The sequence below is a fragment of the Streptomyces colwelliae genome, from assembly GCF_048158785.1.
Lineage (GTDB): Bacteria > Actinomycetota > Actinomycetes > Streptomycetales > Streptomycetaceae > Streptomyces.
This window is the reverse complement of record NZ_JBLTJC010000186.1, coordinates 1-19,905: the sequence shown is the minus strand read 5'-3', so window position 1 is coordinate 19,905 and position 19,905 is coordinate 1. Positions and strand designations below refer to the sequence as shown.

15 protein-coding genes are annotated in these 19,905 nt (G+C 69.1%); 9 read left to right on the top strand and 6 right to left on the bottom strand.

Annotated elements, in window-relative coordinates; translation table 11 throughout:
- Positions 1-502 (top strand): alpha/beta fold hydrolase (locus ACNFOC_RS31765; RefSeq protein WP_416962500.1); only part of this gene is annotated, 502 nt, incomplete at its 5' end.
- Between the two features lie 13 nt (positions 503-515).
- Here the strand turns inward: ACNFOC_RS31765 and ACNFOC_RS31760 are convergent.
- Positions 516-680 (bottom strand): hypothetical protein, encoded by a 165-nt coding sequence (locus tag ACNFOC_RS31760; RefSeq protein ID WP_416962499.1) that lies wholly within the window; start codon positions 678-680, stop codon positions 516-518.
- A 278-nt stretch (positions 681-958) separates the two neighbouring features.
- Between ACNFOC_RS31760 and ACNFOC_RS31755 the strand changes: the two genes are divergently transcribed.
- On the top strand, positions 959-1,984 hold the full coding sequence (locus tag ACNFOC_RS31755; protein ID WP_416962498.1) for an NAD-dependent epimerase/dehydratase family protein: 1,026 nt from the start codon (positions 959-961) through the stop codon (positions 1,982-1,984).
- A gap of 6 nt (positions 1,985-1,990) precedes the next feature.
- Here ACNFOC_RS31755 and ACNFOC_RS31750 read toward each other — a convergent pair whose 3' ends face one another.
- Positions 1,991-3,316: an NsdA family TPR-like regulatory protein gene (locus ACNFOC_RS31750; protein WP_416962497.1), complete on the bottom strand. Its 1,326-nt coding sequence runs from the start codon at positions 3,314-3,316 to the stop codon at positions 1,991-1,993.
- Between the two features lie 511 nt (positions 3,317-3,827).
- On the opposite strand from ACNFOC_RS31750, the gene ACNFOC_RS31745 reads away from it, so the two are divergent.
- The 6 genes from ACNFOC_RS31745 to ACNFOC_RS31720 all read left to right on the top strand — a co-directional run bounded on the left by ACNFOC_RS31745 (position 3,828) and on the right by ACNFOC_RS31720 (position 11,157).
- Positions 3,828-4,397, top strand: a complete 570-nt coding sequence (locus ACNFOC_RS31745; RefSeq protein ID WP_416962501.1) for an ATP-binding protein — start codon at positions 3,828-3,830, stop codon at positions 4,395-4,397.
- 10 nt (positions 4,398-4,407) lie between these two features.
- Positions 4,408-5,637 carry a methyltransferase, FxLD system gene (gene fxlM, locus ACNFOC_RS31740; RefSeq protein ID WP_416962496.1) on the top strand — a complete coding sequence of 410 codons (1,230 nt, stop codon included), beginning with the start codon at positions 4,408-4,410 and terminating at the stop codon, positions 5,635-5,637.
- 62 nt (positions 5,638-5,699) lie between these two features.
- The gene (locus tag ACNFOC_RS31735; RefSeq protein ID WP_200678509.1) at positions 5,700-5,891 is read left to right on the top strand and encodes an FxLD family lanthipeptide; all 192 of its coding nucleotides are present in this window, start codon (positions 5,700-5,702) and stop codon (positions 5,889-5,891) included.
- A gap of 78 nt (positions 5,892-5,969) precedes the next feature.
- Positions 5,970-9,008, top strand: coding sequence for a lantibiotic dehydratase (locus tag ACNFOC_RS31730; RefSeq protein WP_416962495.1), 3,039 nt, complete (start codon positions 5,970-5,972; stop codon positions 9,006-9,008).
- Entirely contained in the window at positions 9,005-10,153 is a 1,149-nt protein-coding gene (locus ACNFOC_RS31725; protein WP_416962494.1) for a lanthionine synthetase C family protein, read from the top strand. Before ACNFOC_RS31730 ends, ACNFOC_RS31725 begins: the two co-directional genes overlap by 4 nt.
- Entirely contained in the window at positions 10,153-11,157 is a 1,005-nt protein-coding gene (locus tag ACNFOC_RS31720) for a thiopeptide-type bacteriocin biosynthesis protein (protein WP_416962493.1), read from the top strand. Before ACNFOC_RS31725 ends, ACNFOC_RS31720 begins: the two co-directional genes overlap by 1 nt.
- Positions 11,158-12,078: 921 nt before the next feature.
- Here the strand turns inward: ACNFOC_RS31720 and ACNFOC_RS31715 are convergent.
- The 4 genes from ACNFOC_RS31715 to ACNFOC_RS31700 all read right to left on the bottom strand — a co-directional run bounded on the left by ACNFOC_RS31715 (position 12,079) and on the right by ACNFOC_RS31700 (position 18,083).
- The gene (locus ACNFOC_RS31715; protein ID WP_416962492.1) at positions 12,079-14,592 is read right to left on the bottom strand and encodes a right-handed parallel beta-helix repeat-containing protein; all 2,514 of its coding nucleotides are present in this window, start codon (positions 14,590-14,592) and stop codon (positions 12,079-12,081) included.
- A gap of 191 nt (positions 14,593-14,783) precedes the next feature.
- Positions 14,784-15,929, bottom strand: a complete 1,146-nt coding sequence (gene dgoD / locus ACNFOC_RS31710; RefSeq protein ID WP_043667058.1) for a galactonate dehydratase — start codon at positions 15,927-15,929, stop codon at positions 14,784-14,786.
- A gap of 128 nt (positions 15,930-16,057) precedes the next feature.
- Positions 16,058-16,858, bottom strand: a complete 801-nt coding sequence (locus tag ACNFOC_RS31705; protein ID WP_416962491.1) for an SDR family NAD(P)-dependent oxidoreductase — start codon at positions 16,856-16,858, stop codon at positions 16,058-16,060.
- A 178-nt stretch (positions 16,859-17,036) separates the two neighbouring features.
- Positions 17,037-18,083 carry a LacI family DNA-binding transcriptional regulator gene (locus ACNFOC_RS31700; RefSeq protein WP_416962490.1) on the bottom strand — a complete coding sequence of 349 codons (1,047 nt, stop codon included), beginning with the start codon at positions 18,081-18,083 and terminating at the stop codon, positions 17,037-17,039.
- 354 nt (positions 18,084-18,437) lie between these two features.
- On the opposite strand from ACNFOC_RS31700, the gene ACNFOC_RS31695 reads away from it, so the two are divergent.
- Positions 18,438-19,706 (top strand): ABC transporter substrate-binding protein, encoded by a 1,269-nt coding sequence (locus tag ACNFOC_RS31695; protein WP_416962489.1) that lies wholly within the window; start codon positions 18,438-18,440, stop codon positions 19,704-19,706.
- Positions 19,707-19,905 lie beyond the last annotated feature (199 nt).

The window sequence follows — 19,905 nt, the reverse complement described above, 5'->3', positions numbered from 1 at the left end:
CGTGTACGTCGTCACGCCGACCCACCCCGGTTTCGACGGCACGCCCCGCCCGGAGCACTTCGACACGGTCGCCGACCTGGCCATCGCCTACCTGGACCTGCTCGACACCCTGGACCTCAAGGACGTCATGGTGATCGGCAACTCGGTCGGCGGCTGGATCGCGGCGGAGATGGCCCTACGCGACAACCAGGGCCGCATCGGCGCGCTCACCCTTCTGAACGCGGTAGGCATCCACGCCCACATGGTCGAGAACCGCGTCGTGGACCCGCGCACCATGGCCCCCTCCGACGTCAGCCAACTCTCCTTCGCCAAGCCCCAGTTCCGCCCCGACTTCGCCTCCTTCACCGACGAACAGCGAGCGGCGGCAGGCGCCAACCAGAAGACCCTCGCGATCTACGGCGGCACCCACTTCACCCACGACCCGAAACTCCGCGGCCGCCTCCACCGCGTGACCGTCCCCGTCCTGGTCGTCTGGGGCGAGGAGGACGGCATAGCCCCCTGAAGTACGGCCGCGGCTACGCCGACGCCTTCCCCAACGCCCACTTCACCCCGATCGCGGACGCGGCCCACTTCCCCCAGATCGAGGCGCTGGGGGCGACGTTGGGAGCGATCGGCAACTTCGTGAGCACGGTGGTGAAGCCGGGCGTTGCGGGCTGAGGTTGCTCCGGCTCCACAGGCAAGGCCCAGGTCGATGACCTGGGCCTTGCTACTACAGATGACGATCAGCGGAGCTCAGCCGAAGGAACCGTCCTCCCGGGCGATGAACAACACGCATCGCACGCGGTCCGAATGAGGCGGATCTCGGGAACACCGGAGGCCAGCCGGAGGTCTTCACCAGCAAGGTCGAACGGCCATACAGACGGCCGGGGTCGGACGCCCCCCGTGCTCGGCATGTACGAGCCCCTGAGCGAACTGGCCCCCCTTCTCCCTTGTCCCGCGGAAGGGCAGGATCTTGGGTATGAGGATTCTGGTCTTGGGTGGCACGTGGTTCCTGGGCAAGTGTGTCGTCGAAGGGGCGCTGCGCCGTGGCTGGGACGTGACGACGTTCAGTCGTGGCCGGTCCGGTCGGGATGCGCTGGGGGTGCGTGCGGTCCGCGGTGATCGTACGGAGGCGGCGGATCTCAACCGGCTTGCCGCTCAGGGCCCTTGGGACGCGGTGGTCGATACGTCGAGTTCCGAGTTTCCGCCGCGCGACGTGCGACTGGCCGCACAAGCCCTGCGCGACGCGGTGGCGCGGTGGGTGCACGTGTCCACAGTGTCGGTGTACACGGGGTGGCCGCACCACAGGTTGACCGAGGAGTCCGAGGTGCTGGAGTGCCCGTCGGACGCGGACGAGTCCTTCGGTTACACCGGCGCGGACGGGTCGCCCACCAAGTACGGGTTCCAGAAGGCCGGCGGGGAGCGAGCGGTCGCCGAAGCGTTCGGCGATGGGGCGGTGTTCCTGCGGCCAGGAGTCATCCTCGGGCCGGGTGAATACGTGGGCAGGCTGCCATGGTGGCTGAACCGGGCCAGCCGGGGTGGACCGATGCTGGCGCCTGCTCCGGCCGACCGGATCATGCAGCCGGTCGACGTGCGCGATGTCGCGGCCTTCGCCCTGGACCGGGCGGCTGCCGGCACCGGCGGTGCCTACAACCTGGCCCATCCGGAGGGGATCGGGTTCGGGGACTTCCTGCTCGCCTGCCTTGCCGTCACCGAGTCGGACGGTCACCCGGTGTGGGTGGAGCCCGAGGTGCTCATCGAGCACGAGGTCCGGCAGTGGACCGAGCTGCCCCTCTGGCGTACCCACGCCGGCGTGTGGTCGGTGGACGCCGGCAAGGCGGTGACGGCCGGGCTGCGGTGTCGGCCGCTGACCGAGACGATCACGGACACGTGGGCCTGGCTGCGGGCCGACGGGCGTCCGGTGGATCACCCTCGCTGGGCGGAGCACGGAATCGCCCCTGAAAAGGAGGCCAAGATCCTCGCTGCGCTGGCCTCCACGTCCTGAGTCGGCTCATCCCTCCAGGACGGCCACCGCGCCGGCTCCCACGCCGAGTTGGTGCTGAGCGGCGAGGCGACTGAAGTGTTCCAGGCGCTCGCCCATTTCGTCGGCGAGGGGCGCCTGTCGGAACCGCTCGTCGGTCAGCGCGCGGCGGACGCGCGCGGTACGGGTCAGCAGACCGGTGGCGCGCTGCTCGCCGGGCACGATCCAGACGCGTTCGAGAGCGTCGGCGGCGCCGTCGAGGTCACCGCACAGGAGCCGGGCCGCGGCCAGGTCCGCGGCAGCCCCACCCACGACGCGTGCGGAGCGGAGGGCCTCGGGCTTGCCGGTCACCAGGTCGAGCGCAGTGCGGGCAGCGGCCTCGGCCTGTTCGCCGTCGCCGAGCAGCAGACAGGTCGAGGCGTTGGACATGGCCAGTCGGTCGGCGGGGAAGCCGAACTCGCCCGCCACGCCGTCGTGCAGGTCGTCGATGTGCCCACGCCCTTCCTGGCGAGAGGCGTTGAGCGCCTGCTGGGCCGAGGCCGCGTCGCCTCGGTGGCCGTGCGCGCGTGCCTCGATGGCCGCCAGGCGACGGTGTGCGACGTCTCCGAGCCCAGTGAGCATCTGGGCGCGCTGGGCGATCTGCGCTGCTTCGGCAGGCCGGCCGGAGAAGTAGGCGATGTAGGCGAGGACGCCGCCGCTGAAGGCCCGCAGCGGGGTGAAGCGCGCGGTCTCGCCGTACAGGGCGGCGGCGCGGGCGAGGCGGGTGGCGCCGTCGAGCGAGCCGAGGTCGAAGGCTGCGGCGGACAGCAGGGCGCAGGCTTGTCCGGCGATGATCAGCAGGTCCTGCTGCTGGGCGGGGACCTGGGTGCGGTCGCGGTGCTGTTCGGCTTCCTCCCTCAACTTCCTTGCGGTCTGGAGGATTTCGAATGCCGAGAAGGAGTGGTAGCGGCGGGCGAGTTCGGCGACGTCGTCGCGCAGCTGGTCGAGTGTGGTGTCGGAGATGGACGCGGAGGCGGCGGCACCGGCCTCGTTGGACGCGTCGCGTGCGGTCATGTCGATCTCGTCCTTCAGGCTGAACGCGGGTGCGGGCGAATCGGTTGAGGGAGGCGCCTGAAACAGGGCGGCTGCGCTGACGCCGAACATCTCTTCCAATACCCGGCAGGCGTCCGGGCCGGGCAGGGTCCGGATGGTGCCCGCGGTCCAACGGCGGAACTGCGCCTCGGAGATCGTCGGGTTCGCGGTGCCCTTCCTGATGACCTTCTCGGCGGTGCGGGCGAAGTGACCCACGAAGTCGCCGTAACGCCAGTGACGTTGGGCCACCAGGGCCTTGAGCAGCGTCCTGGGACGTTCATCCATCATCGGCCCCTCTCGGCCAAAGAAGACCACTGACCAACCATCGTCGGCCCTTGGCCTGCGGCTCCCTCGTATGCAGGGGACCTCAGCATGCTCTGAATCCACAACCGCCTTGGTGTAGACGACACTTCGAAGCTACCCGCGTGCCACGTGTGTCACCTGGAAGAGCGGCAGACGCTACCCGCTGGGCCATGGCGACGACATCCGCCCCGGCATCACTCTGATCGCCGTCACCGAGTGCGAGGACACCATCACCAGCGACGTGCCCGTCACAGGAGGCGCCCTCACCCGGACAGTCCGTCTCTTCCCGAGGAGTACCGCCGTGAAGCAGGAAAGCCCCCCATCGGCCCTCCAGGACAGACGGCCGCTCTCCCACCGGCCCTGCGGCCAGACCTGGCCCGTGCGGATGCCCGCGAAGCCATGGACAACTCCGGCCGGTGGAGCACGCGTTAACGCTGCTCTGGGCGTCTTCGACAACAGTACGGCGGGTCCGGGACGCTCTGCGCAGGTGGGCATGATGACGATTCCCCGACCAAGCACGACGGCCGGCCGCGTCCTGAGGGCGATCGCCATCCCGTTGGAGTCCGACCCGCACGCAACATCCAAGGCACGTAGGACGACGCGCGACACCCTGACTTCCTGGGGCCTGGGCGACCTGGCCGACGACATGGTCCTGATCGTGTCGGAGCTTGTGACCAACGCCGCGCAACACGGCGAGGGCCCCATCGTGATGGTTCTGCAGCAGCGCGACGACACCGTCCTGGCCGAGATCGCCGACGCCTCTCCCAGCCTGCCGGTGCTCCGCACGCAGTCCACCGAGGGCGAGTCCGGCCGCGGGTTATCCCTGGTGGAAGCGCTCTCCGACGACTGGGGATGCCGTATGCGACGAAGCCGTAGGGGCAAGTGGGTCTGGTGCAGCCGATCGCTGAGCCCCGTGGCTACCTCGCAGGTGGGCCAACCCGCGCCCCCGAGCTGGCACCCCTCGACGCAACCATCCCCTAGCCCCAGCCGACACAACCCACATCTCCTCCACATCGCGACCGGCTCGGCAGAGACAGCCGAGAAAGAGAGAGCTCGTGAATAACGTCCTCGACATGACGACCCACCAAGAGGAAGCCCCCGCATCCGCTGAGCAATTGCGCGACGCGATGGTCCGAGAACTGATCGAAGTCGACGCCGCCCGTAGCCCGCACGTCGTGGCCGCGTTCCGCAAGGTCCCTCGGCATCTGGCCACCCCCGAACTGGACCTGGCCACGGCCTATCAGACGGAGTTCGCCGCGATCACGAAGAAGGACTCCGACGGCGTGGCCATCAGTTCGGTGTCCGCCGCCCGCATCCAGGCCATGCAGATCGAACAGGCCGACCTGCGGCCCGGTATGCGGGTACTGGAGATCGGCTCCGGCGGCGTCAACGCCGCCTATCTGGCCGAGATCGTCGGCCCCGAGGGCCTCGTCGTCACCGTGGACATCGACCACGACGTCACCGCACGCGCCGAGAAGTTCCTGGCCGAGACCGGCTACGACCAACGGGTGCGCGTCGTCATCGCCGACGGCGAATACGGCGTGGCCGACCACGCTCCGTACGACCGCATTCTCGTCACCGTCCAGGCCGCCGACATCCCGCCGGCCTGGACCGAGCAGCTCGTCGACGGCGGCCGCATCGTCGTGCCTCTGCGGATGCGTGGCATGACCCGTACCGTCGCGCTCATCCGCCACGGCGACCAACTGCTGAGCGACAGCGTCGAGTTGTGCGGCTTCGTGCCCATGCAGGGCGTCGGCGAGAACCGCGTTCGCCTGGTCCTCCTGCACGACGTCGAAGGCGAAGAAGTGGGCCTGCGTCTGGACGGTCACCCCGAGCCGGACGCCGACGGACTGCGGGCCGCCCTTCGCAGCCCCAGCGTCAAAGCATGGTCCGGAGTGACACTCGCCGGTGACGAGTCCAGCGAGCACCTGGACATGTGGCTGACGACCGCACTGGACAATCTGCCGCTCCTGGCCGCGACCCCGGCCGCCCGCGAGCGCGGCCTGGTTGCCTCGGCCTCGCCGCTCGGGGTCCCCACGCTCGTCGACGGCGACAGCTTCGCCTATCGAACTGTTCGGCGTACCGAAAACCCGGACCGGTTCGAGCTCGGCGCCATAGGCCACGGGCCGCAGGGCCAGAAGGTCGCCGAGCGCATGGTCGAGGAGATCCAGGTCTGGGACCGCGAGCACCGCAGCGACCGAGCACGGATCGAGATCCACCCGACGGGCGCACCGGACGGGCAGCTTCCCTCGGGCCGCGTCGTCGACCGCCCGCACACACGGGTCCTGATCACCTGGCCGTAGAGCTGAGAGCGCCCACCGGCCAGGGCAGCAAGGCACATCCCACTCACTCAGGAGGAATCGAGATGGCACCACAGGGCAGCACCACGCTCAAGGCCGCGACGGACTTCACGTCCGGCACCGATACGGACTTCGACCTCGACATCGAGACCATCGCGTCCGCTCCGGTCGTGCCCGGCCTGCTGAACGACACCGGCGACGGCTGCACCTCCACCTGCCAGTCCGCCTGCTCCAACAGCACCTGCATCGGCGGCTGATCAACCGCTGAGGGGCGGGGCCGGGGTCACCGGTCCCGCCCCTCGCCACACAAGACGACGAACGAAGGAGGCATTGCGATGTACGACGCCGTCGACGCGGTTCTGATCAGAGCAGCCGCACGGCCGTTGGATGCCCCACAGCCTCCCTGGCCGGACCTCGGCGGCAACACCTCCGGCGACGTCGAGCGTTGGCGGCAGTGGATCGGCGAGGTCTGGGCGGACGAGGCCATAGTGGCGGCCATCGAGGTCGCCAGCCCTCTGCTGGTCGAGGCCGTGCACGGCGTACTCGACGGCCGTAACCAGCGACCGCGCACCGTCCGGCGCGCTGTCATCTCGCTGATGCGCTACCTGTTGCGGATGCAGCACCGTGCCACGCCCTTCGGTCTGTTCGCCGGCCCCGCGCCCGTACGACTCGGAGACCGCGCCCAAGTGCGATGGGGTACCGAACACCGGGCGTCCGTCCGAGCGGACGCCGAGTGGCTCACGGAGATCGTCACCGCCCTGGAGCAGAACACCGACCTGCTGCGGCACCTGCCCGTGATCGCCGATCACACGTGCGTCGTCCGGGGCACCAGAATCGCCGTACCGCATCAACCGGGTAGGGACGGTCCTGCCAAGGTCACCCTGCGCCGCACCCCCGCTGCCGATGCAGTGCTCGAACTCGCCCGCGCGCCGATCGCTGTCGAGGACATCGTCGCCAAGCTGCACGCGAGCTACCCCAGCACACCCACGCCGGTGATCGAGGACATGGTTCGGGACCTCGTCGCCCACCGGATCCTCATCACCAGCCTGCGGGCTCCCATGACCTGCGACGACGCACTCGGCCACCTGGTGGCCCAACTCGATTCTTTAAGCACAGATCTCCAGGCGGAGACAGCCGGGCACCTCCGCCGGATCCACCAGCTCCTGATCCGCCACAACCACGCTCTGGCCGACGAGCAGCGGACCCTCCGCGCCGAGGCCACGAAGCGCATGACAGCCGCGACCGGCGTGAACGGGCGGACCCTCGTGGTGAATCTGCGGCCCGACTGCGATGTCGTCCTGCCCGCCGAGGTCGCACGGGAAGCAGAACGAGCCCTCCAGGTCATGGCACGTATCTCGCCCTACCCTGCCGGGCCTCCGACCTGGCAGGACTACCGCGCCCGCTTCCTAGAGCGCTACAGCATGGGCGCCCTCGTGCCCGTCCGCGACCTCACCGACCCCGACATCGGCCTAGGATTCCCGGCCGGCTACCGCGGCTCCCTCCTCAAGCGTCCCGTCCAGGCCACCACCCGCCGAGACGAACACCTCCTCGCCCTCGCCCAGGACGCCGCGATCAACCAGGCACGCGAGATCACGCTGACCGAAGAGGACCTCGCCGCGCTCGCCGTCGGCGAGGTCACCCAGGTTCCCGCCCATGTCGAGCTGTGCTTCTCCGTACTCGCCACCTCCCTGAGCGCCCTGAACCAGGGCCGATACACACTGAGCCCCGCGGGTCTCTCCCAGGCGGCGGGCACCACGACCGGCCGATTCCTGACCATGCTTGCGTCGGCCGACCGCGACCGCATGACGACCGTGTACGCGTCCCTGCCGACGCTCACCGCCGCCACGGACCGCGTACAGATCTCCAGCCCGCCGCTCCGGCTGCGCACCCAGAACGTCAGCCGAGCCCCCGCCGTCGTACCGCACGTGCTCTCGCTGGGCGAGCACAACCCCGCCGCCACGCTCGACCTGGACGACCTCGCCGTGACCGCGGACCCCCAGCGCCTCTACCTGGTCTCGCTGTCCACCGGCCGGCTAGTCGAACCGTCGGCGATGAACGCCGTCGAACTCACCAACGCCACCCACCCGTTGGTCCGCTTCCTCACCGAAGTACACCGCTCACACAGCGCGGTACTGGCCCCCTTCGCATGGGGAGCAGCCGCCCGCCTGCCGTTCCTGCCCGAGGTCCGCGTCGGCCGCACCATTCTCTCGCCCGCCTGCTGGCGCCTCCGGATGCGCGACCTCATTCACAACGACCATCCCGACTGGCTACGCCACTTCACCGACTGGCGCTGCCGCTACGGCGTGACCCGCACCGTCTTCCTCGGCTCCGACGACCAGCGCCTCCGCCTCGACCTCGACCACTCCACCCACCAACAGCTCCTGCGCATGGAACTGGAGCGCACCGGCACGGTGACGCTGCACGAGGCGCCCGAGGAGGGGGCGTACGGCTGGCTGGGCCGCGCCCACGAGATCACCATGCCGTTCGCCTCCACAGCTGAACCAGCGGTCCACCGCCCCCGAACGACAGCGGTCGTAAGGCGCGACAGCAGCCGCCTGCCGGGCACCTCCGCATGGGCGTACCTGAAGATCTACTGCCACCCCGAACGCACCCCGGAGATCCTCACCACGCACCTGCCCACCCTGTTCCAAGACCAGGAGGGCGGCGAACCGTTGTGGTGGTACACGCGCTACAGCGATCCGGACACCCACCTGCGCCTACGGCTCCGGCTGCCGACCCCGGACGACTTCGGCACCACCGCGCAGCACGTCGGAGCCTGGGCGGCGGCACTCCGCGACGACGGGCTGGTCCGCCGCGTCCAGTGGGACACCGATGAACCGGAGACCGGCCGCTACGGCACCGGCGACACCCTGGCCGTCGCCGAACGAGCCTTCGCCGCTGATTCCACCGCCGCGGTCGCCCAACTGAGGCTCGGCCTGCCTCCCCACATGCAACCAGCAGTCACCGCCGCCAGCTTCGCGGACATTGCCGCCGCCTTCACCGACAGCCCGGCCGCCGGGAACCGCTGGCTGACCGAGCGCCTGCTCAAGGGAGAGGGCGAGATGCCTTCGCGTGATGTCCAAGCACAGGCCCTACAACTGACCACCCCAGACAGCGACTTCGCCGCACTGCGAGCCCTGCCCGGCGGCGAACACGTCGTCGCCGCCTGGGCCTACCGCCGCGATGCGCTGAAGACGTACCGGACCGCGCTCGCCGACCACGGCGCCGAACCCACCGACGTCCTGCCCTCCCTGCTGCACATGCACCACAACCGGGCAGCCGGCATCGATCCCGACAGCGAGGCCACATGCCGCCGCCTCGCCCGCACCGCCGCCCTGTCCTGGAACGCGCGCACCGAAGGAGTACCGCAGTGACCACCGCCGTCACACCCGCCTCCGAACAGGACACCGCCTTCCGGCAGTCGCTCGCCCACGGCTCTCTCGGTATCGCCCTGCTCCACATCGAGCGGGCCCGCCAGGGCGATGGATCGCGGCAGGACGTCCACCGCCAACTCACTGGCGTCGGCCCGCTGCTGGACGGAGACACAGCGGGCCTGTTTCTCGGCGCACCCGCGATGACGTACGTCCTGCACCTGGCCGCCGCCGGCAGCAACCAGTACGTCGGCGCCCTGAACGCCCTCGACCGGATCGTGACCACCCACACCCGGCGCCGACTGAAAGCAGCCCACACCCGCATCGACCACGGCCGACCCGCCAGCTTCGCCGAGTACGACCTACTGCGTGGCCTCACCGGCCTCGGCGCCCTCCTCCTGCGTCGCGCCCCCGACGGTGCGGAGATCCAAGCCGTCCTGGAATACCTCGTGCGCCTGGCAGAACCGCTCCCCGACCCCAACGGGCGCCCCCGGCCCGGCTGGTGGGTGGGCCACAGCCCCGTCAACCTCGGCAACCCCACCCCCGGTGGCCACGCCAACGCCGGGCTCGCCCACGGCATCACCGGACCCCTGGCTCTCCTCGCACTCACCCACCTGCGCGGCGTCACTGTGCCCGGCCACCAGGAGGCGATGATCCGCATCTGCCGCTGGCTGGACCGGATACGCGTCAGCGACCACCGAGGACCCCGATGGCCACGTTGGATCACCGATACCACCGCGAGTCCCGTGAACTCAGCGGCGCCGTCCTGGTGTTACGGCACCCCTGGCCTCGCCCGTGCCCAGCAACTTGCCGCCCTCGCCCTGGGTGACACCGACCGCCAACGCATGGCCGAACGAGCGCTCCTGCACTGCTTGTCCGACCCCCTCCAACTCGACCACCTCACCAACCGCGGTCTGTGTCACGGTGTCGGCGGCCTCCTACGTACCGTCCAACGCGTCGCCATGGACGCCGACGAACCACACCTCTTCACCAACCACCTGCCCCAGCTCACGCACCGCTTCCTCTCTGTAGGTCCTCCCACAGAGGCCGGGTTCCTCGAAGGCGCAGCCGGCGCGGACCTCGCCCTCCAAGACGCCGAAGCAGGCACACCCATGGGCGACTGGGACGCCTGTCTGCTTCTCATCTGATGCCCGCCACTGAAGGGTTCTGGATGGATCCGCCGCACGACAACAGTGCCGTCGAGCAGGCCATCCTGGCCGTCCTCACCGGCGCCCCGATCGCAGAGGCCGCCGCACGAGTGGGCTCGTCCGAGGGTCTCCTCACGGAGGCCGCTGCGCGGTACCACGCAGCTGGACGATCCGCCCTCAACTCACAACCCGAACTGCCCCAGGAGCACCAGGTGAACATCGAGTTCACCAACTACTCGACTGCCGAGCGCACCTTCGGCGCCTACCTCCTACCGCTCTTGCGGCAAGAGACGGAGACCGGGACGCTCGTCGCGTGGTGGTTCGTCCGCAAGCGCCCATGCTGGCGCCTCCGCGTTACCCCCGGCCCGGTCACCACCATCGACGATGTGACGAAGCCGATCAGCACGGCCCTCGACAACGCGGTCTCGCGAGGCGAGATCACGCGCTGGTGGCCGTCCCTGTACGAGCCGGAGACCACTGCCTTCGGAGGTCCGATCGGCATGGACATCGCCCACGGCCTGTTCCATACAGACAGCGTCGGCGTCCTTGACTACCTCGACCGCGACAGCACGGACGACCGCGGACTTCTCGATCCCAAGGCAACCTCGCTCCTCGTCATCAGCCTGTTCCTCCGCGCCGCCCACCAGGAATGGAGCGAGCAGGGCGATGTCTGGGCACGCGTCGAAGCAGCTCGCCCCCTCCCCGACAACGTCTCCGTCGAGCGTGTCACCGCCATGACCGGCGCAATGCACCGGCTCCTCACGATCGATGCCGTGCCCGCCCTCGCGGCCGGTGGTCCGCTCACGCCTATGGCCGAATGGATCGCCGGATTTGAACGCGGCGGCCGTGCCCTCGGCCACTGCGGACGGGAAGGACAACTCACCCTCGGAACACGCAGCATCCTGGCCCGCCACATCCTCTTCCACTGGAACCGCATGGGCTTTACCACCCGCCAACAGGCCATCTGGGCACGCGCAGCAAGAGAGACGACCCTCCGAAATTGACCGCGCGCTCCCCGACCCACGTCTCTACCCCGCACCGAGCACTGAACGTAAGACCACATTGCCGGTCGGTCACGAGAGGGCAGCCTGCGGGATGCGGTACATGAGGCCGCACTTTCCAGAGAGGACTTCTGTGGCCATTGCGCCGCCCCAAGAACAGCAGCTTGCTCCCGAGTTATGGGCGCCGCCACCCGAAAACATGGGCTGTACGTCGCCGTCAACCGGTCGATCGCCGACGACGCACGCGGACTTTTCGGACCGAACGTGGAATGCCGCACTGCGCATCCCACAACGCCGGACTTCGCTGACGTGGCGAGTGGAAGCAGGGGAAGTGCGGTTGGCCGACGGCGGCCGGAAGGCGCTGTCAGAACAAGACGCTGAAGGGCACGGCACGTTGCAATCTCCATCAGGGTGACTGGACGAAGCGTGGTCAGGCCGAGCTGAAGAAGCGTGCGCGCAGGCGTCGCAAGAAGTGATCTGAGCTCGGTTCGGGCCCTCTCGACGGCTGTTTGGAGGTGGCGGAGTCGAAGCTTCACGTGGTGCCCAAGGCCGACGGCAGGGACGAGTTCGACGCTCGGAGGGCGCGAACTCGCGTCGGCATCAGCCGACTTGTCAGCCGGGGCAAGCAACACCTTTGAGAGACCTGCCCCGCGAGGCATAGCGTGCGCGGCCGGCGCTGGCAGGTCACTGCTTGGTCATCGGCTGAGCCCGGCCGTCGGTTGGGTCCCGGACGTGTTCTCCGGGCCGCCCCCGGACAGGTCGGGGATGCAACCATTCCCTACGGAGCTGGAACCCCCGGAAGCCGGCCGCGCGCTTGCGACCATAGTCGTGGGCACTGACAACGACCCCGCCCTTCAACGCGCGACGCCACAACGCACAACCCCCGGGTCGTAAGACCCAGAGGCTGTGCGTTGGTCAGCAGTGCTACGGCAGCTTCACCACCGTGAAGTCGTCGCAATACCCCGCCGCCGAACCGGAGTTCTTGTAGCAGTACACCGACGCCGAGGTGTTGGAGGCGCCCGTTGTGAAGAAGATCGGCTGCTGGGTGTACGTCGTTGTCGAGCCCCGCAGGTACGTCTCCGTGCCGCCGAAGCTCTTCACGCCGACCGCGACTTCCTCGCCCGCAGTGCCCACCTTCGCCCAGGCCGCCAGTAGGTAACTGCCGCCGGACGTAAGGCCGCTCACCGTCTGGATGGCGCCGCTCGCGCTCGCCCCCGTCTGCAACGCGTATGTGCCGGTGCGGGAGTTGGAGGCCGCCACGCTCGACGCCGTGCCCGCGCTCTGGGTCCACGGGGTCAGCGCGCCCGTCTCGAAGCCCGGGTTGGTGACCGTGTTCGTGGCGGAGGACAAGGGCTCCACGGCCAGGTCGTCGCAGTAACCCGCGCCCGTTCCGCCCGCGTTCTTCCAGCAATAGACCGTCGCCGAAGTCGACGACGCACCCGTGGTGAAGAGGATCGCCGCCTGGGAGTACGACGTCGACGCCACGTTCGTGTAGGTCTCCGTGCCGCCGAAGTTCTTCACGCCTATCGCCAGCGTTTCGCCCGCCGTTGCCACCTTGCCCCAGCCCGTGAGCAGGTAGGTCGTCGACGGGGCCAGGCCGGTCAGGGCCTGGTTCGCTCCGCTGCCGCTTGCCGCTGTCGTCAACGCGTCAGCTCCCGTGCGGGAGTTGGACGCCGTCACCGAGGATGCGGTACCGCTCGCCTGCGTCCAGGGAGACAAACTCCCCGTCTCGAAGCCCGCGTTGGTGAGGAGGTTGCCGCCGGTGCCGTTGTACGCGCCGATGTTGGGGGCCGCCGTAGCGGAGACCGCGTTGCCGTACGCGTCGTAGCCGCCGTTGGAGGCTACGACCGCGCCCGCTCGGATCACCGGGGACGACGGGTGGACCTGGTACGCGCTCTTGCCCGTGTACGACGAGGACGTGTTCGTGTTGCCCGCGTTGCGGAACTCCGGGTCCGACGTCACCTTGGCCGCGTCCGCGGGCTCGCGGGACGGGTGGTTGCCGTAGAAGAGGTTGTTGGAGTAGGTCGAAGTGCCGGTGGTGGTGAAGTAGTTGCCGGAGCCGTAGTTGAAGACGGCGTTGTTCCGGAAGGAGAGCGCGCCGCTGATCGAGGTGCCTGAGCGGGAGTACAGGATCGGCGTGCTCAGGCCGTCCCGCACCGAGAACGTGTTGTTGTAGAAGAGCGGGACTGCCGATGAACTGCCGCTCTGGTTCGGGACTCCGCCTACGAAGTGCAGGACTCCGCCGCCGTGCGTTTGGGTGCCCGACGTCGGGCAGCCGGAGTTGCTGCCGTCGTTCTCGCTGATGTTGTAGCGGACCACCGTGCCGTCGCTGGGGACCGTCGACGTGGGCTCGTTGGCGATGGTGAAGGGGGGCATCACCAGGAGGAAGCCGCCGAGGTTCTGGTGGCTGTAGTTGTACTGGAACGTGGTGTTGTGGTTGCCCCAGTCCACGTCGAAGCCGGTGCCGTCGGCGCCGTTGATGTGGCAGTAGACCTCGTTGTTCTGGACGACGGTGTTGCTGCTGCCGGACATCCAGATGCCGGCGGAGGCGCCGTTGCAGTACTGACCGGACGGCGGGCAGGTCGACTTGGCGCCGCCGTAGCCCGCCTTGTTGCCGTCGATCAGGGCGCCGTCGTTCTTGACGACCAGGATGTCGTCCGCGCCGTCGTACGTCATCGTGTTGTTGCGGATGACCGTGCCGGTGGTGAGACCTGTGCCCTGGCCGTCCGCGTTCGGGGTCACGGCGACTGCGATCCGGTCCACGTGGTCGAACGTGTTGTTCTCCACCACCACGTCGTTCCACGTGGAGACGGGGGTCGTGTGGTCGGTCTGGACGCCGACGCCCGCGTTCGTCGAGTACCAACCGCCGCCGTAGCCCGCGATGTTGTGGATGTACATGTCGTGGACGCGGATGTGGTTCAGGACGCCGCCGGAGCTGTTCTCGGCCAGGACGCCCGAACGGTAGGCGGGGGACGAGGCGTTGTCGATCAGTTCCAGGCCGCCTATGTCCCAGTACTGCTGGTTCAGGAGGTGGATGACCGCGCCCGTCGCGCCCGCCGCGTCGATGATCGGCTTCGCGCCCGAACCGTACGACGACATCGAGATGTTGCTGCCCGAGGATCCCGAGCCGCCGGGGGCGAGTTGGCCGGTGCAGGTGGTGCCGGCCTTGAAGAGGATGCTGTCGCCTGCGGTGAAGGTGGTGCTGTTGACGGCTGTCACCGAGTTCCAGGGGCTGGCGCTGGTGCCGGTGCCGTTGGAGGAGGCCGAGCAGTCTACGTAGTAACTCGTCCCGGCTGCCGCCGCGTTGGTTGCCGTGACGGGGACGAGCAACGCGCCCGTCACCGCCGCCAGCAGCGCCAGGACCTTTGAAGTCCGCCGCCTTGTGCGGGGGTTGGCGGGAACTGGCCCGTCGGGAGAACCGAATCTGCGACGCTTCATTGCGCGCTCCTTGGATGGGTGGATGTGTCCCTTGCCGCTGCGTGCGGCGAGATTCCCCTCTTCACCAGGCGCGATGACCGGTTGCCGCCGGTGCGCCTGGAGCGTGTGGTGCTGTCCCGACGCCGGATTCGACGGCGTCGGGGCAGCACGGTGCCAACGGCCCGGTGGTCAGGGGCCGTTGAGGTCGCTTGTTACCAACTGGCCAGTGAGCCGTCCGCGTTGCGCCAGACCGGGTTGCGCCAGCGGTGGCCGCGTTCGGCGGCGGCGCGGACCTTGTCCTCGTCGACCGTGATGCCGAGGCCGGGGGCGGTCAGGCGGTGGATGTAACCGTCCTGGACCTCGAACGGCGACGCGTCCGCGAGGTAGCCGAGCAGGCCGCTGCTGTCGCCGTAGCCGATGCCCAGGGACTGTTCCTGGATGAGGAAGTTCGGTACGGCGAAGTCGAGTTGGAGGCTCGCGGCGAGCGCGATCGGGCCGAGCGGGCAGTGCGGGGCGACGAGCACGTCGTAGGCCTCGGCCATCGCGGCGATGCGGCGGGTCTCCGAGATGCCGCCCGCGTGGCTGATGTCGGGCTGGGCCACCGCGATGCCGGCGCCGAGGACCTCCCTGAAGTCCCAGCGGGAGAAGAGGCGTTCGCCGGTCGCGATGGGGATGGAGGTGGCGCGGACGACGTCGCCGAGGTCGCGGGTGAACTCCGGGAGGACCGGTTCCTCCACGAACATCGGCAACAGCGGTTCGAGGTACGGGAGTACGCGGCGCGACATCGCTCCGCTGAAGCGGCCGTGGAAGTCCAGCGCAAGGTCCCGGTCCGGGCCGATGGCTTCCCGTACGGCGCTCACCCTGGCGACGATCGCGTCGATCGCCGCGGGGGTGGCGAGCGGCTCGAGTTGCGCGCAGGGGTTCATCTTCACGGCGGTCAGGCCCTTGGCGACCTGGCCCGCGGCCGACTCGGCGAGTTCCTCAGGAGTCTCGCCGTAGAGCCAGCCGTAGATGCGGACGCGGTCGCGGACGTGGCCGCCGAGGAGCTGGTGCACGGGGACACCGTGGGTCTTGCCCGCGATGTCCCACAGGGCCTGGTCGATGCCGGCGAGGGCGCTGCTGAGGACCGGGCCGCCGCGGTAGAAACCGCCCTTGGCGAGCATCTGCCAGTGTTCCTCGATGCGGGCGGGGTCCTGGCCGGTCAGGTAGTCGAACATCTCCTCGACCGCCCGGGCCGTGGTGTGGGCCTTGCCCTCCACGATGGGCTCGCCCCAGCCGGATATGCCCTCGTCGGTGTCGACGCGCAGGAAGAGCCAGCGCGGTTCGACGAGGAACAGCTCGTATCCGGTGATTTTCATGCTGCGGACCTCCGGGTCCTACGGGTATGGGGCCTACGGGTACGGGTCCTGAGGGCACGGCGGACTGGCCGTGGTCCCAGGGGTCCTACGGGTATGGGGTGAGGCTTTTCGTGGCAGCCGAGCCGGTGTTACTCCTGCGAGCTGATGCTGCGCCCGCCGTCCACGACCAGGTTCTGGCCGGTGATGAACGACGCGTCGTCCGAGCCGAGGAAGGCGACGGCGGCGGCGATGTCCTCGGGTTCGCCGAGCCGCCCCACCGGGGTGCGGGCCGCCGTCTGGGCCCGGTAGTCGTCCGGCGCGTCCGTCCACAGGCCGGTCTCCACCGCACCGGGCACCACCGCGTTGAACCTGATCCGGCCCGCGTACTCGACCGCCAACTGCCGTACCAGCGCGCTGACTCCGCCCTTCGCCGCCGCGTACGCCGGGAAGCCGCTGAAGCCGAGCACGGCGTGCACGGAGCCCGTGACGACCACCGCGCCACCGGCCGCCGAGAGCAGCGGTACGGCCGCCCGGACGCCGTAGAAGACGGAGTCGAGGGCGAGGCGGAGGTGGTCGTGCCAGGATGTGTCGTCGAGTTCGTGGATCGCGCCGGGGAGGTTGCGGCCGGCGTTGAGGTGCAGCAGGTCGAGGCGTCCGGTCCACTCCTCGACCGTCCGCACCACCGTCGGCCACGCCTCGGGGTTCGTGACGTCCAGCCCCAGGTGACGGGCTCGGCCGCCCTTGGCGCGGACCTCGTCGGCCACCTTCTCCGCACCCGCCGCGTCCACGTCCGTGACCAGCACGGACGCACCCTCCTCGGCGAGGCGCCGGGCGGTGGCGGCACCGATGCCGGAGGCGGCGGCGGTGAGGAGGGCGGTACGGCCGGTGAAGCGGGCGGGCCGGTGGCCGGGGTGACTGTCGGGGTGGCTCTCGGGGGTGGTGCGGCTCATGGCGTTCCTCTCGGCGTGACCGGCCCGTCCGGTCATCCGTCCTCGTACTACGGGTACTACGGGTCTTACGGGTATTACGGGTATTACGGGTATTACGGGGTGTTTCAGCACATTTCGGGGTACTACGGGTCAGGCCGCGCTCACGCGCCCGATCCCTGAGGGTCGTACTGGTCCGGTCCTACGGCTCAGCTCGCCCCGCCGCGCCAGGTGCCGCCGTAGACCCCCGCAACACCAACCGCGGCTCGGTCGGTACGACCACGTCCCCCGGCGATTTCCCCTGGATCTCCGCGACCAGGGCGTCCACCGCCGCCGTGCCCAGTTCGTGCAGCGGCATGGCGACCGTCGTCAGCGGCGGGGTCAGGTAACCGGCGACCGGAAGGTCGTCGTTGCCGACCAGGGAGATGTCCTCGGGGATGCGCAGGCCACGCTCGTGGATGGCCCGTGTCGCCCCGATGGCCTGGGCCAGCGAGCTGGTGTACAGCGCGGTGACCTGCGGTCGGCCTTCGGCGGGGGTGAGGAGTTCGCGGGCGGCGCAGGCGCCGCCCTCCTCGGTGAAGTCGCCGTGGGCGACCGGTGCCGCGAGAAGCTCCAGGGCGGCGGCGTGCCGTTGGAACGCTTCCCGGCGGTCCTCACTGGGGGTGATCCCCGAGGGGCCGGCGATGTGGCCGATCACCCTATGACCGAGTGCGTGGAGATGGTCGAGCGCGGTGACGCTCGAACGCGCCACGTCCATCGTGACGTTGCGGCCGGAGTCCTTGACCGCGCGGTTGAGGAAGACGTGCGGAACCGGGTTGCGGCTCAGGGTCTCCAGTAGGGGGTGGCCCGGGCGGGCGGAGGCGATCAGCAGTCCGTCCACCCGGCCCTCCTTGACCAGGTCGTTGAAGGTGTCGTCGGCCTCCTGGCCGTCGAAGTCCTCGGCGAGCAGGGAGAGGTAGCCCAGTTCACGGGCGCGTTGGTAGGCGCCGCGCGAAATGGTCACGTACGTGGGGTTGTTGAGGGCCGGTACCAGCAGGGCCAGGGCGTGGGTGCCGGCCCCGGCCAGGGCGCGGGCCCCGGAGTGCGGTCGGTAGCCCAGGGCGGCGGCGACCTCGTGGACGCGCTGTCTGGTCTCGGGGCGGACGGACAGGTCCTGTCGTCCGTTGAGCACCTTGGACACGGTCGCCTTGGAGACTCCCGCCTCCCGTGCGACGTCCACCAGCCTTGCCCGTACGGGCTGTTCAGCCACGCGAACCCTCCTCGTCAACGACGTTGTCGACCACTGTGCCAGTCACGGGAATCGTCCCCGGAGCCAAGCGAATCGTCCCGACTGCCGCATTCGCCTGGGGTGTGGCGTTCGGCATGCGGTGTTGCGTTTGACCTCTTGACACCTTCTGGCGCCGCAACCTAGCGTTCGCCGAAGTCGTTGGTCAACCGGTTTCCTTCGATGGATTTCAGTGATATATCCATTCAGGCCCGGCAAACCATCACGGTCCTCGCACCGCCGACGGGACTCGGCGAACACCGTGGACCTCCAACTTTCTTCACAAACCCCTGCAAGCACGACGAAATCGGCATGCGCCGATGATGGGTGAGGTGTGCAATGAAGCGCTCCGGGAGACTGCTCGCGGTCGCCACCACGGTCGCCGCCCTGGCGACATCGCTCGCCGCCTGTGGCGGCGGGTCCGACTCGACCTCCGCGGACGGGACGGTCACGCTCCACGTGGAGGCGTGGAAGGGCGGCGGCGCGGAGCCGGCGAACATCGCCGAGATCAACAAGGCCTTCGAGAAGGCGCACCCGAAGATCAAGATCGACTTCAAGTACACCACCGCGGACCCGACCTACACGCAGAAGCTCCAGCCCGAGCTGCTGGGCGGCAAGGCCGGCGACGTCATCATGGTCGACGCGGACAAGATGAAGAAGTGGGGCGCCTCCGGCTACCTCGCGGACCTGTCGAACGAGTCGTGGGTCAGCTCCATATCGTCGGCGGCGAAGCCGTTCACGCAGAGCGACGGCAAGACGCTGGCCATGCCGATGGAGCTGATCGGCATCGGTCTGTACGCCAACATGGACCTGCTGAAGAAGGCCGGGATCACCGAGGTCCCCGCCGACTGGCCGACGTTCCTCGCCGACCTCGCGAAGATCAAGAAGGCCGGGATCACGCCCATCTCGCTGCCGGACAAGGCGGGTTGGACCGGCAGCTCCGTCTTCCAGGCGAGCGGTTCGACGACCGTCTACCAGAAGAACAAGCAGTGGGACACGGACTTCCTCGCCGGGAAGGCGTCCTTCGGCTCGGACTGGAAGGAGCCGCTCGACCAGCTCAAGACCCTTGGTGACAAGGGCTATGTGAACTGGAAGAACGAGCTCGGCGTCGACGAGTGGTCGCAGGGCCCGCAGGACTTCAGCGCCGGCAAGAGCGCGTTCTGGTACCAGGGTGCCTGGCAGGTCTCCAACATCAAGAAGGCCGGTTTCCCGGTCTCGTTCGCGCCCTGGCCGGGCGGCGCCGCGGGCACCAAGCCGAACGCGATGCTGTTCTCCGGTACGGCGTGGGGTGTCAACTCCCAGTCGCAGCACGCCGATGCGGCGAAGGAGTACGTCAAGTTCTGGTCGCAGAGCGCGAATCTGGCGAAGTACCTGGACGCCGAGCACGCCGAGTCCCCGTTCACCGGTGGCACCACGCCCGACTCGACGGAGACGACCATCTTCAACACCGCTTTCAACGAGGGCCGTTACCGGGTGCTGCCCTCCAACACCTGGTACGGCACCCAGGCGGAGACCGACACCGGCTCCAAGATCCAGTCGTTCCTGCTGGGCCAGTCCGACGCGGCGAAGACGCTGAAGGACATCCAGACGGCCGCGTCCGCCAAGTAGCCGAACCGGCACGGTAGTTGAACTGTCCGGACAGTCGAACGCCGACCGGCTGACCAGACCGGCCGGGTCACCGAGTCGGCCGTACGGGACCGCCGCGGTGCGGCCGCGTGACCCGGGACACCCGCACCCGCGTCCCCGCGTCCGCCGCCCCACCGCGGCCCGCCGACTCCCGCTCCCGCTCCCGCTCCCGGTGAGCGGG